General features: G+C 61.8%; 12 protein-coding genes. 9 read left to right on the top strand and 3 right to left on the bottom strand.

Annotation, left to right across the window (positions count from 1 at the left end; all coding sequences use genetic code 11):
- The first annotated feature begins 213 nt into the window (after positions 1 to 213).
- The 6 genes from ychF to NW826_RS04585 all read left to right on the top strand — a co-directional run bounded on the left by ychF (position 214) and on the right by NW826_RS04585 (position 6511).
- Positions 214 to 1305, top strand: coding sequence for a redox-regulated ATPase YchF (gene ychF / locus NW826_RS04610; RefSeq protein WP_414334824.1), 1092 nt, complete (start codon positions 214 to 216; stop codon positions 1303 to 1305).
- 520 nt (positions 1306 to 1825) lie between these two features.
- A complete protein-coding gene (folP, locus tag NW826_RS04605; protein WP_414334823.1) occupies positions 1826 to 2728 on the top strand; it encodes a dihydropteroate synthase in 903 nt (300 codons plus the stop codon).
- Positions 2715 to 3086, top strand: a complete 372-nt coding sequence (folB, locus tag NW826_RS04600; RefSeq protein WP_414509553.1) for a dihydroneopterin aldolase — start codon at positions 2715 to 2717, stop codon at positions 3084 to 3086. Before folP ends, folB begins: the two co-directional genes overlap by 14 nt.
- Positions 3087 to 3094: 8 nt before the next feature.
- Entirely contained in the window at positions 3095 to 3601 is a 507-nt protein-coding gene (gene folK / locus NW826_RS04595; RefSeq protein ID WP_414334821.1) for a 2-amino-4-hydroxy-6-hydroxymethyldihydropteridine diphosphokinase, read from the top strand.
- A 46-nt stretch (positions 3602 to 3647) separates the two neighbouring features.
- Positions 3648 to 5246, top strand: coding sequence for a glucose-6-phosphate isomerase (locus NW826_RS04590; protein WP_414509552.1), 1599 nt, complete (start codon positions 3648 to 3650; stop codon positions 5244 to 5246).
- 125 nt (positions 5247 to 5371) lie between these two features.
- The gene (locus tag NW826_RS04585) at positions 5372 to 6511 is read left to right on the top strand and encodes a glucose-6-phosphate dehydrogenase assembly protein OpcA (protein ID WP_414334819.1); all 1140 of its coding nucleotides are present in this window, start codon (positions 5372 to 5374) and stop codon (positions 6509 to 6511) included.
- 14 nt (positions 6512 to 6525) lie between these two features.
- On the opposite strand, the gene NW826_RS04580 is transcribed toward NW826_RS04585, so the two are convergent.
- Entirely contained in the window at positions 6526 to 7449 is a 924-nt protein-coding gene (locus NW826_RS04580) for an NAD(+) kinase (protein WP_414509551.1), read from the bottom strand.
- A gap of 119 nt (positions 7450 to 7568) precedes the next feature.
- Between NW826_RS04580 and NW826_RS04575 the strand changes: the two genes are divergently transcribed.
- The 3 genes from NW826_RS04575 (at position 7569) to fabG (ending at position 10326) form a co-directional block, all read left to right on the top strand.
- Positions 7569 to 8516 carry a sugar phosphate nucleotidyltransferase gene (locus NW826_RS04575; protein WP_414334817.1) on the top strand — a complete coding sequence of 316 codons (948 nt, stop codon included), beginning with the start codon at positions 7569 to 7571 and terminating at the stop codon, positions 8514 to 8516.
- A 49-nt stretch (positions 8517 to 8565) separates the two neighbouring features.
- Entirely contained in the window at positions 8566 to 9276 is a 711-nt protein-coding gene (locus NW826_RS04570; RefSeq protein WP_414334816.1) for a class I SAM-dependent methyltransferase, read from the top strand.
- A 306-nt stretch (positions 9277 to 9582) separates the two neighbouring features.
- Entirely contained in the window at positions 9583 to 10326 is a 744-nt protein-coding gene (fabG, locus tag NW826_RS04565) for a 3-oxoacyl-[acyl-carrier-protein] reductase (RefSeq protein ID WP_414334828.1), read from the top strand.
- A 5-nt stretch (positions 10327 to 10331) separates the two neighbouring features.
- Here fabG and NW826_RS04560 read toward each other — a convergent pair whose 3' ends face one another.
- Together NW826_RS04560 and NW826_RS04555 are read right to left on the bottom strand one after the other, a co-directional pair.
- The gene (locus NW826_RS04560) at positions 10332 to 11984 is read right to left on the bottom strand and encodes a gamma-glutamyltransferase family protein (protein WP_414509550.1); all 1653 of its coding nucleotides are present in this window, start codon (positions 11982 to 11984) and stop codon (positions 10332 to 10334) included.
- Positions 11985 to 11997: 13 nt separating this feature from the next.
- Positions 11998 to 12726, bottom strand: coding sequence for an HAD family hydrolase (locus tag NW826_RS04555; RefSeq protein ID WP_414509549.1), 729 nt, complete (start codon positions 12724 to 12726; stop codon positions 11998 to 12000).
- Between the last annotated feature and the right edge of the window lie 262 nt (positions 12727 to 12988).

Raw genomic sequence — 12988 nt, 5'->3', positions numbered from 1 at the left:
GGTTTGGGGCTTGCGTTCTTGTTTTTTATTTTGGGGGGGGGGGGGGGGGGGGGGGGGGGGGGGGGGGGTGGGGGGGGGGGGGTGAGGGAGCGGATCTGTCACCGGGGAAGGTGCTCCAGCCGGAGGCGACAAATGCTAACGTCAAAATAGTGATCTTAAAGTTTTGCAACGGATCCCCTTGCCGTTACCCTAGCTTTTTCCTCCGCGATCTCGATGCTCAGAGCTGGAATTGTCGGCCTGCCCAATGTAGGCAAATCGACTCTGTTCAACGCCCTCTGCGAAAATGCCAAAGCCGAGGCGGCCAACTTTCCCTTTTGCACCATTGAGCCGAATGTGGGGCGGGTGGCGGTGCCGGATGAGCGCCTAGAGGTGCTGGCCAAGATCAGCGGCTCTGCCGAGATCGTCCCCAGCCAAATCGAGTTTGTGGATATTGCCGGGCTGGTGGCAGGGGCCAGCAAGGGAGAGGGGCTGGGCAACCAGTTTCTCTCCCACATTCGCCAGGTGGACGCCGTGGTGCATGTGGTGCGCTGCTTCCAGGACGAAAACATCGTGCATGTGGCCGGCTCGGTGGATCCTCTGCGGGATATCGGCGTCATCAACTTGGAGCTGGCCCTGGCGGATCTGGCCCAGATCGAGCGGCGCTTGGAACGGGTGCGCAAGCAGGCCAAATCCGACAAAGCTGCCCAAGCGGAGCTGCAGGCGCTGGAGAAGCTGCAGGCCGCTCTGGACGAGGGCAAACCGGCCCGGCTGGTGCCCCTCAGCCCGGAAGAAGAGCAGTTGATCAAAGGGCTGGGGCTGCTCACCCGCAAGAAGGTGATCTACGCTGCCAACGTGGCGGAAACGGATCTGGCCGGCGGCAATGCCTGGGTGGAGCAGGTGCGCCAGTTTGCCAAGGCGGAAGGGGCGGGCGTGGTGGTGGTCTCAGCCCAGGTGGAAGCAGAGCTGGTGGAGCTGCCCCCTGAGGAGCGACAGGCCTATCTGGATTCGTTGGGGGTGAAAGAAGGCGGGCTGAAATCCCTCATCCGGGCCACCTACGAGCTGCTGGGCCTGCGCACCTACTTCACCTCCGGCCCCAAGGAAACCCGCGCCTGGACGATCCCCGTCGGAGCCACAGCCCCCCAGGCAGCCGGCGTGATCCACTCCGATTTCGAGCGGGGCTTCATCCGGGCCGAGACGGTGGCCTATGCTGATCTGGTGGCGGCGGGATCCCTGAATGCCGCTAGAGAGAAGGGCCTGGTGCGCAGCGAGGGCAAAGACTACGTGGTGCAGGAAGGGGATGTGATGCACTTCCGCTTCAATGTCTAGGCTCATGTCCAGCTCCCCCTGCCTTTCTCTCAGGCAACCGGCTTTGCTCAGCACTGAGAATCTGCCCATACCCTGTAGGCCAAAAAACCTAGCCCCCTTCCGGCAAGGGATCCCAGCACAGCTCCGGTCTGGCCTGAGGAGGAGCTTTTTCCTGAGAGAACTGTTGACGCTGTAACGAAACATCACAATAATTGGACTAGATAAACAAATGTTTTAGGGATGTATTGATGGATCTGCTGCAATATAGCCCGATGGCCTGGGTTTACATGGCGATCTTTGCCTCTATCATTTGGTGCATCTGGGGTCGTTCGGAAGACGACATCATGTTCTAGAACGGGATGAGCTTCTCTGCCGGCTCAGGCCACTCCCCGCGCCTAAGCCGGTGGGAGCTCCTCCCTGAGCTTGCTCCTAGAAGCTGGAGAGGCCAAAGCGCTTTATTGGATTTCAGGCAGGTGCAGAGCTTAGGCTGTAGTATCCTGAGCTACAGAAAAATGTCTCTGCTTCAGCAGCATAAGGCGACATGCTTGTTGCACGGGATCATGGTCTACTGCTTACACGTGTTACCGGCTTAACTTCTCGGCGTCCCCTGCCCAGGGCCGAACAGGTGGCCGAGGGCTACCGCCTCTCGTGGCGCGGGGTGGCGGTGATGGGGGTGCTGAATGTAACCCCTGACAGCTTCAGCGACGGCGGCCAGTGGGGATCCGTGGAAGCAGCCGTACAGGCAGCCAGGGCCATGGCGGCGGCGGGGGCCTTGATTGTGGATATCGGCGGCGAGTCCACCCGTCCGGGGGCGGAGCCGGTATCCGTGGAGGTGGAATGCGACCGGGTCTTGCCTGTGATCCGGGCCCTGGAAGGATCCGGGATCCCCATCAGCGTCGATACGCGCCGAACGGAGGTGGCGGCGGCGGCCCTGGCCGCGGGAGCGCACATCGTTAACGATGTCACCGGGCTGCGCGATCCGCAGATGATGCAGGTGTGCGCCGAGAAGGGGGTGCCGGCGGTGATCATGCACATGCGGGGAGAGCCGCGCACCATGCAGCAGCAGACCGACTACGACGACCTGGAGGGGGAGGTTTTTGGCTTTCTGCAGGCCCAGGCGGAGCGGGCTCTGGCGGCCGGTGTGCCCAGCGTGGTTTTGGATCCCGGCTTGGGTTTTGCCAAAACCGCCGAGCAGAATGTGGCCCTGCTCAAAGCCCTGCCACGGCTGGTTGCCTGCGGTTACCCCGTGTTGGTGGGGGCCTCCCGCAAAAGTTTTGTGGGCAAGCTGGCCGGCATCGCCGTGCCCAAAGAGCGGGATAGCGCCAGCGTGGCCGTGCATCTTTTTGCCGCCAGCCAGGGTGCTGCCTTGGTGCGAGTCCACAACGTCCCTGCTCATGTCTCCGCCCTGGCTGTTTGGGAAGGTCTCCACCGTGACCCAGGCTAGGCTGGTGCTGCAGGGTCTTGTCTTTCATGCCCGCCACGGCTACTGCCCTGAGGAAGCGGTTTTGGGCGGGCGCTTTGTGGTGGATGTGGAGATGCAGCTTTCCCTGGCCCCGATCCAGGATGACCTCTCTGGCACGGTGGACTACGCCCAAGTGTATGAGGTGGTGCGGCAAGAGGTGACCGAGCGGCGCTACCGCTTGATCGAGACCTTGGCAGACCAGATTGCCGAGCGGCTGTGGCAGAGCTATCCCCAACTGGAGGCCCTGACGGTGCGGGTGCACAAGCCCCAAGCTCCCCTGCCGGGGCTGTTTGGGGATGTCTACGTAGAGATCGACCGCTGGCGATCCGTCAGCAGATGAGAAGCCTCATGAATCCCGACCTGGCCTACATTGCCCTGGGCAGCAACCTGGGGGATCCGCTGCGGCAATTGCGCTCGGCTGGGCAGAAGTTGCTCAGGTTGGGCCAGGTGGTGGCTCGCTCCAGCCTCTACCGCAGCCCTGCCCAAGGGGGGCCAGCCGGCCAGCCCGACTACCTCAACGCCGTGGTGGCGTTGGATCCCTTTCCCCCTTACCAGTCCCCTCTGGAGTTGATTGGGGCGCTGCTGGCCATCGAGCAGGAGGCGGGGCGGGTGCGGCGCATCCGCTGGGAGGCCAGAACTCTGGATTTGGATCTGCTGGCCGTGGGCAACCGGATCCTAAATAGCCCCGAGCTGACGTTGCCCCACCCTCGCATGATGGAACGTGCCTTTGTCTTAGCTCCCTTGTGTGAGATCGCCCCCAACTGGCGTCACCCTGAGACGGGCGTCGGGGTCGAAGAGGCGCTGGTCAGTTTGGATCGATCCTGGCTGGAGCGCACGACCCTCGGCTGGGAGTAGAGAAGGGTTTGGTAAGCTGGTTACGGCTTTTGGCGAAAAGGATCCCATGGACGGCCTTCAACTCTGGCAGCACTACTGCAACTGGCTTTACTACCATCCCAGCCTGGAGATTTTCGTCGATATCAGCCGCATCCGCTTGACTCCTCCTCAGGTGGAAGCGCTGCGGCCTCGCTTTGCCCAGGCTTTTGCCGAGATGCAGGCTTTGGAAGCCGGGGCCATCGCCAACCCCGACGAAGGCCGCCAGGTGGGCCACTATTGGCTGCGGGCGCCGGAGCTGGCTCCCACCCCGGAGATCCGGCAGGCCATTCAGGATTGCATTGAGCAAGTGGAAACCTTTGCCCAACAGATCCATCGTGGAGCCATCCCGGCCAGCGGCGGGGGGCGTTTCACCGAGCTCCTCTGCATCGGCATCGGCGGCTCGGCTCTGGGGCCGCAATTTGTGGCCGAGGCCCTGGCTCCTCTGCACCCTCCTCTGAATATCCACTTCATCGACAATACGGATCCCGATGGGTTTGATCGGGTGCTGGGACGGCTGGCGGGCAAGCTGGGACAAACCCTGGTGATCACCACCTCCAAATCCGGCGGCACCCCAGAGCCGCGCAATGGCTTGGTGGAGGTGAAGCTGGCCTACCAAAAGGCCGGGATCCCTTTTTCTGACCATGCGGTGGCCATCACCGGGCCCGGCAGCCAATTGGAGCAACAGGCGCGGCAAGAGGGGTGGCTGGCGGTCTTCCCCATCTTCGACTGGGTGGGGGGACGCACCTCCGAAACTTCGGCAGTGGGCCTGTTGCCGGCAGCATTGCAGGGGATCGACATCCGGGCTTTGCTGGCCGGGGCCGCCACCATGGACGCAGCCACCCGCCTGCCCCACCTGGAGCGCAATCCTGCCGCCCTGCTGGCCATGGCTTGGTACATCGTCGGTCAGGGCCAAGGGCGCAAAGATATGGTGGTTTTGCCCTACAAGGATCGCCTGCTGCTGTTTAGCCGCTACTTACAACAGTTGGTGATGGAATCCCTGGGCAAATCCCATGATCTGAACGGCAACCGCGTGGAGCAGGGCATCGCCGTTTACGGCAACAAAGGCACCACCGATCAACACGCCTACGTGCAGCAGTTGCGGGATGGTTTGAACAACTTTTTTGTTACCTTCATCGAGGTGCTCCAGGATCGAGAGCCCGGGATCCCTTCCCCCTTCGTGGAGCCGCAGGTAACCAGCGGCGACTACCTGGACGGCCTGTTGCAGGGCACCCGCCAGGCCCTCTACGAAAACGGGCGCGACTCCATTACCGTGACGCTGCCACGGGTGGATGCCCGTTCAGTGGGGGCCTTGATCGCCCTCTACGAACGAGCCGTGGGCCTCTATGCTTCTCTCATCCGGATCAACGCCTACCATCAACCGGGGGTAGAGGCAGGCAAAAAAGCTGCCCGCGCCGTCTTGGAGCTGCAACGGCAGGTGCTGGAGACGGTACAGGCGCAGCAGGGATCCCTGACTTTGCCCCAGCTGGCAGAAAAACTAGGCTGCCCGGAGCGCATCGAAACCCTGTACTGGATTGTGCGGCACCTGCACGCCAACGGTCGCGGCGTGCTGTTGGTAGGGGATCCCGCCCGTCCCTCAGAGCTGACCATCCAGCCCCGGCCCGCCTGAGCCTGCTGTTTCGCAGATCGGGTGCAGAAGCTGGAGCCGGCCAATCTGTACCCCACCTTAAACCCTTCCCGGCCAGCCGGCCCATCTGCTTAGAATCGAGCAAGAGCCCGCTCCAGGAGGAGACCATGGATCAATCCACCGCCGTCCTGCCTTTGCAAACCCCGAAAGATGTCTCCATCGAGGATATTGAGCAGGAGCTGAACAAAATCTGGTCTTCTAAGGGAGAGAGCGTTGCCGCCCGCGCCGCCACCTTTACCCTAGTGGTCTATGAATCTCTGGACGACGCGCTGTTGCTGCCCTCCCCCACCGTCGAGGCCATTGCCACCCAGAACCCCTGTCGCGTCATCGACCTGCGAGCCAAACGGGCGGGATCCGCAGACGACACCATCGAGGCCCAGGTGGCCGCCTATTGTCCGGTAACTCGCGAGCAGCGCAGCTCGTTGGTCTGTTGCGAATACATCACCCTGAAGGCGCCGGAATCGGCCTTTGTGCGGGCCTGCAGCACCATCGCTTCCCTGCTGATCCCCAACTTGCCCACCTTTTTGTGGTGGCAAGGGGATCTGGACTTGAACAGCCTGCTGTTTCAAAAATTGGTGGCCCTCAGCAACCGGGTCATCGTCGATTCGCGCGGCTTTGTCAATCCAGAAGAAGATCTGCAGGAGATCCACCTCTTGGTCGGCGAGGGGCGCCACTGCGGGGATCTTAACTGGCGGCGGCTGCTGCCCTGGCAGGAACTCACCGCCCAAGCCTTTGACCCTCCCGACCGGCGGGAGTCCCTATACCTTGTGGATCGCGTGACCCTCGACTACAAAGCCGGCAATCCCTGCCAGGCGTTCCTTTTTTTGGGCTGGCTGGCTGGTCGCCTGGGGTGGACGCCCACAGAGCGGGTTCAGGCTCAAGAACACGATTACAAGATCGACCGCCTCTGCTTTCAAACCCAAACGGGCGGCCAGGTGATGGCGGAATTGGCCGCTGTGCCCTTGGCCTCGGAAATCAGCCAGCCGGGGGATCTCATCGGGCTGCGCCTCACCGCCAGCAATCAAGAAGCCAATGCCTGTACCGTGCTGTGTTCGGAAACCACAGGGTGTATGCGCATGGAAGCCATGGGGGGCGCTCAGAGATGTGTGATTCGCCAGGTGGCTCCCCTGGAGCAGGATTCCCTCGATACCCTGTTGGCCGCTGAGTTGCAGCGGCCCGGCCCCGACTACCTCTACGAAGAAACGCTGGGGGTGGTGGATCAGATGCTGAAGCTGGGCAAAAGCTGAGATCTGCTTCTGGTTCAAGGCAACTCCACCGATGTGGGCTTAGAAGCATGGGGCAGTCCCCACCCCAACTTCTCTCGCATGACGCGGAAAAACTCCGGTCGGCGTAGGCGCATCAGATCCGTCCAGTAAGGGGCACGCACCACCCGAATTTGGTCTTCCGGCAGGATGTAGCAGCCGGCATTCCCATCTACCACCAAAACCAGCGGCTGAGGAGTAACGGGGCTGATCCACACCTCCTCCGAATCGGGGAAGACCAAGGCCCGCGAGGCCATGGAATGGGGGCAAATCGGGATCAACTGCAAAACCGGCACCCCCGGCGTGATCACCGGCCCGCCCGCCGAGAGGGCATAGGCCGTCGAGCCGGTGGGGGTAGCCAAAATCACTCCGTCGGCAGCTACATCCAGGGGAGAGTGATCCCCAATGGTGATCTCGAAATGGCACATGCTGGTCAAAGGCTCCCGGTGCAGCACCATCTCGTTTAAGCTCAAGACCTCCCAGCGCAATTCCTGCCCTCGGTAGGCTTGCACCAGCAACATGCTGCGGCGATCCAGGGTGTACTCCCCGGCGATGGCGGCGCTGGCAGCCTCTTCTAGGTGAGAAAGGTAAGTCTCCGTCAAAAAGCCCAGGTGGCCTGTGTTCACCGCCAACAGGGGGATCCTTTTGGGGGCCAGTTGCCGCGCTGCTGCCAAGACGGTGCCATCTCCCCCCAGCACCACCGCAAATTTCATGGTCTCGTCAAATCCAGCCGGGGCCAGGCTATCCACTTTGGTCAGGCAGATGGGGCTATCGGGCTTGGCGTAGCCGAGGATGCCGCCCCAGTTGGGGGCCACACAGACTTCCCAGCCTTGTTCCTGAAACCAGCGGGAGAGGGCCTCGCTGCTGCGTTTGGCGGCGGGCTTGGCATCGTTGTAGAGGATCCCGGCTTTGGGCTTGGTCATGGGCGGTGGCAAGGCAGAGGTGCCAAAACTCTATCAGTTCTGTAGGCTCTTCTGCCGGCCAGATCGCCGACAAAGCGCTGCTCTATATTACAGGTAGGGAATCAGGGTTGAGGGGGGGTATGCAGGCGGTGATCTTGGCGGGCGGGAAAGGCACTCGCTTACGGCCTTTTACCTTTGTGCAACCCAAGCCTTTGCTGCCCCTTTTGGAGGTGCCTTTCTTGGAATGGCTGCTGGGGCGCTGCCGACGAGCCGGCCTGACGGACATTTTGCTCAGCGTGGGGTATTTGGGCCAACAAATTGAGGCTGCTTTGGGAGATGGCGCTGCTTGGGGGGTGAAGCTTCGCTACCTTGCCGAAGAGACGCCTTTGGATACAGCAGGAGCCCTGGTGCTGGCCCAGCCCTATTTCAGCGGGGATCCCTTGGTGGTCTTCAATGCCGATATCCTCACGGATCTGGATTTGCAGGCGCTCATGCAATGCCACCTGCAGAGCCAGGCCGTTGCCACCCTCACCCTCACCCGCGTGGAGGACATCACCGCCTATGGCCTGGTGGAAGTGGGGGAAGGGGGCCAGATCCAGTCTTTTCGGGAAAAGCCCACCCCTGCCGAAGCCCTCACCCTCACCACCAACACGATCAACGCCGGCACCTATGTCCTCGATCCGGCCATTTTCAAAGACTACCCCAGCGGGGATCCCCTCAGCTTCGAGCGGCGCGTCTTTCCTGATTTGCTCCGGCGAGGGCAACGAATGCAAGCCTATCTTCATGCAGGCTACTGGCGGGATCTGGGCACGCCGGCCAGCTACTACCACGGCCAACTGGACATTCTCTTGGGCCGGATGACGGATTTTCCCCTGAAGGATGTGGAAGAACAAGCGCCGGGGATATGGGTGCACAAAACGGCTGAGATCCATCCCAACGCCCAACTGCACGCCCCCTGCTACATCGGCGCCCACACCTGTCTGGGATCCCAAGCTCAAGTCCCCGCCGGCACCATCCTCGGCAGCCACAGTTGGGTGAATGGATCCCTGCAGCCGGGAGCCTATGGGTCAAGGGTCTTGGTAGTGTAGGTTAAGTGCCAGTTAAGTCCACAACCATCCACAACAAAGCCATCCAAAGATGGAGCTACCGCAAACCGGGGAACGCTGGGATCCCTACCTGGCTTCTGTAGCCGCTCGCTTCAACCGAGAGCTGGAAATGCAACTGGGTCGGCCAGGCTGGCAACTTCCCCCAGATCTGGAGCAACTGCCCTTTTGGCAAGCCCAGCAGCGAGATCATCTGCAAGAGCGCCTCGGGATCCCCTTTTGGCAGTTGCGTGCCCCCAAAAAACGGGAAGCCTGCCTGGATTTGGGCTGTGGGGTGAGCTTCCTGACTTATCCCTGGAACGATTGGCAAGCCCACTTTTACGGCCATGAGCTGAGTGGCGAGATCGTACGCTTTATTCGCTCGCGAGCACCTCAGCTCAACTCCAAGCTATTCAAGTCGATGCAACAGGGATCCGCCCACCATCTGGAAAACTACGAGCCGGAGCAGTTTGATCTGGCCATCGCCACCGGATTTTTGTACTACTACCCGATTGAGTACTTCGACGCGGTTTGGGCAGAGTTGCTGCGGGTGTTGCGACCGGCTGCGCCGGTGATCATCGAAGTGGTCAATCCTGACTCGGTGTGGGCAGAACAATGGGGTCTCATCGAGCTATTCAAAGGCACCGAACCGATTTTCACTCCCCTAACAGAGTGGGAGCGACGCATCGCAGACTTAGGGGGCAAAATTCAGAAACAGGCCGGTGGCGAACTGTTTACCACCTATTGGATTCAGCGCAAACCTTGACATGCTCATGAGCGGGAAAGTAGCCGAGCATTTGCAAGATATTGAGATAACTTTTATAGTCGTTTCAAATATCAATTATCAATGAAACAGTTTGCGGCGTCGTTATTGCTCTGCAACGCTGTCACGAACGCGCCAGCGGCGCGGAGCGCTATCCTGAATCTGGCCCAGCCCCCCGGTTTACTATTCCCTCAGGAGAAGGGTGGGGAGTGGACAAAAAACCTGGCCCCAGACACAGCCAAAGCATCCTATACTGTTGCGGCTGTCCCAACAACGAGGAACCTGCCGCTTATGTCTGAGCTTCTCCCCTTGCCTTCGCTCCACAACCAGGTGGCGGTGGTCACCGGAGCCAGCCGGGGCATTGGCCGGGCCGTTGCCCTGCACTTGGGGGCGATTGGTGCCAAGGTGGTCGTCAACTACGCCCGCTCCGCCGCCGAGGCCGAGTCGCTGGTGCAGGAGATCGCCGCTCTGGGGGGAGAAGGGATGGCCGTGGCCGCCGATGTCTCCCAGCCGGCAGAAGTGGAGCAGCTCTTTGAGCAGGTGATGGAGCGCTGGGGGCGGGTGAACGTGCTGGTGAACAACGCCGGCATGGCCCGCGACACCCTGCTGCTGCGCATGAAGCCGGAAGATTGGCAGGCGGTGCTGGATCTCAATCTCACCGGCGTCTTTCTCTGCCTGAAGGCAGCCGCCAAGATCATGGTCAAGCAGCGGCAGGGGCGGATCATCAACATCACCTCGGTGGTGGGCCTGGTGGGCAACGCCGGCCAGGCCAACTACAGCGCCGCCAAAGCAGGGGTGATTGGTCTGACGAAGACAGCAGCCCGCGAGCTGGCCAGCCGCAACATCACCGTCAACGCCGTTGCCCCCGGCTTTATCACCACCCAGATGACCGAGAAGTTGGATCCCGGCCCTATCCTGGCGCAGATCCCCCTGGGGCGACTGGGATCCCCAGCGGAAGTGGCGGGGCTGGTGCGCTTTTTGGCGGCCGACCCGGCGGCAGCCTACATCACCGGGCAGGTTTTCGCCATCGACGGTGGCATGGTGATGAGCTGATCCTTCTACCAGGCCAGGGCCAACCCATCGGCACGGGGTTCGGAAGCCCCGATTAAGTGATCCCCATCGCGAAAGATGATCTGTCCCCGGCCAAAAAGGCCGTAGTCCTCTTCTGCAGCTACCACCTGCACCGCGTGGCCCCGCGCAGCAAGCTCTCCCACCACCTGAGGGGGGGCCGTGCTCTCCAGCGCCACCTGCGGGATCCCTTGGTCGAGAAGCACTCGCCAGCGGGGCGCATCCAGAGCCGCTTGGGGGTTCAGGCCGTAATCCACCAGATTCACCACCACCTGCACATGGCCTTGGGGCTGCATCGTCCCTCCCATGACACCGAAAGGGCCGAGGGGGATCCCATCTTTGGAAAGAAAGGCGGGGATAATCGTGTGGTAGGGGCGCTTGCGCGGGCCCACCTGGTTGGGATGACCGGGTTCCAAGGTGAATCCGGTGCCGCGATTGTGGAGGGCAATCCCTGTCCCTGGAACCAGCAGGCCGCTGCCGAAGCCGTCGAAGTTGGATTGGATCAAAGACACCATCAGGTCGCCATCGGCTGTGGCCAAGTAAACCGTTCCCCCCTGAGGTAGCCCTGGCTGAGCCAAGGGGATGGCCCTAGAACCGATCAACAGCCGCCGTTGCTGGGCATAACGTTTATCCAGCATTTGGGCGGGACTCACCCGCAGATAGTCGGGATCCGCTACCTGTCGGCTCACATCGGCAAAAGCCAGCTTCATCGCCTCAATCTGCAGGTGATAGCGCTCGCCGGCCTCGTAGGGGATCCGACCCAGCTCAAAACCCTCCAAAAGGTTGAGGGCCATCAGGGCGGCAATGCCCTGGCCATTGGGGGGGATCTCCCAGACGGTGTAGCCGCGGTAATCGGTATGGATGGGTTCTACCCAGTCGGCCCGATGTTCTGCCAAGTCGGCGCGGGACAGGAGACCGCCGGTGGTATCCGAAAAAGCCAGCAGCTTCTCCGCCAGCTCCCCCCGGTAAAAACTCTCGCCGCCACTATGGGCAATCTCTGCCAGGGTTTGTGCATGCAGAGGGCTGCTCCAGCGCTCCCCCGCCCGTGGAGCACGCCCCTGGGGGAAAAAAACGGCTTTGAAGGCCTCGTGGCGGGGATCCGGCAGCGGCAAATAGGTGGCCTCCGCCGCCTGCCACAGTTGGGCAATCCGGGGAGAAACCGGAAACCCCTCGCAGGCCAAGCGAAGGGCGGGCCCAAACAGGCGCTCGAAGGGCAGCCGTCCCCAGCGCCGGTGCAAGGCTTGCCAAGCCGAAACAGCCCCCGGCACCGTTACTGCCAACCAATCGTAAGCGGGAATCTGGCCGACACAGCGCTCCGGCGTCAGGGCAGCTGGGCTGCGACCGGAAGCATTCAAGCCGTGCAGCCGGCCCTTCTCCCCTCCCTCCCACACCAGCGCAAAAGCATCGCCACCAATGCCATTGGAAGTCGGCTCCACCACCGTCAAAGCCACCGCCATCGCCACGGCTGCATCCACGGCATTGCCGCCGGCCCAGAACATCTCCATACCCGCCATTGCCGCCAGCGGTTGGCTGGTGGTCACTGCTCCCTGTCTGCCCATCACCACCCGTCGCCGCGAGGCAAATGGATAGCGATCCAGGGCCTGCCGTAAAAAAACCGGTGCTGGAGAGAGAGGCTCCTGCATGGGTCTGTGCTCCCTATACAGGCAAGCTCAGAAGTGCTGCCAACTCGGCAAAGCTGTCCACCACCGCATCGGCCCCCGCCCGGCGCAGTTCCTCGGCAGTGAAAGCAGTGGTGAGGCCAACTGCCAAGCAGCCGGCCCCCTTGGCGGCGCGGATCCCGTGGGTGGAGTCTTCGACCACCAAACACCGGCTGGGATCCAAGCCCACCTTGGCAGCCGTTTTCAAATAGGGCTCGGGGTCGGGCTTGGCCCGCCGGATATCTTCGGCAGTAACCACGGCGTCGAACCAGCGGTGCAGGTTAAAGCGCTGGAAAATCTGCTCTTGATCCCGACGGGTGGCCGAGGTGGTGAGGGCGAGGGCGGAGAAGCGGCGGCGGCTGGCCGCCAAAAACTCCAGCACCCCTGGCACCAGCGGCACCTCTCCCAGTAGTTCTCCAAAAGCCTTGGCCTTTTCCTCGATCAAACGCTGCACCAGCAGGGATCGTTCCGCAGGCGGGGTGTCCGTCAGGTGTTCTACGAGATACTCGAACATGTCCTGGTCGGTGCGCCCCTTAAACTGCAGGGAGATGGGAGCCAGATCCAGAGAGATCTGACAGCGCTGCAGGGCGATGACTCCGGCGCGGGCGTGGATCGGCTCCGAATCCACGATCACCCCGTCCATATCCAAAAGCAGGCCGGCAGTTGCGTCAGCGGCGCAGTTCCCGTGCGTGCCAGCGTTGCCCAGCAATAGAACTTTGGGTTGCATAAGCAGTCCAATGGCATGAGTCCCCTGCCTCCGTAGGCTGGAGAGATGAAGCAAGGGATGCTCCAGTTGCAGCCATCACTTCACCGCCTGAAACTGTCTCACATCCTCACCGTAGTCTGCAAACTCAGCATCACCCCACACAGGAGCCAAGAGAAATTCCCGCCGCACCTTGGCAAGCGGAGGAACGCCTGAGGCGACCTGGAACAGCCAAGCGCAGCCGCAGAAGCAGGAGCAAGAATCTCTTGTTTGGGTGGGGGCGTGT

Source organism: Synechococcus sp. OH20 (genome assembly GCF_047502685.1).
GTDB lineage: Bacteria > Cyanobacteriota > Cyanobacteriia > Thermostichales > Thermostichaceae > Thermostichus.
Note: the sequence above shows the minus strand (reverse complement) of the source record. Positions and strands in the feature narration are given on the sequence as shown.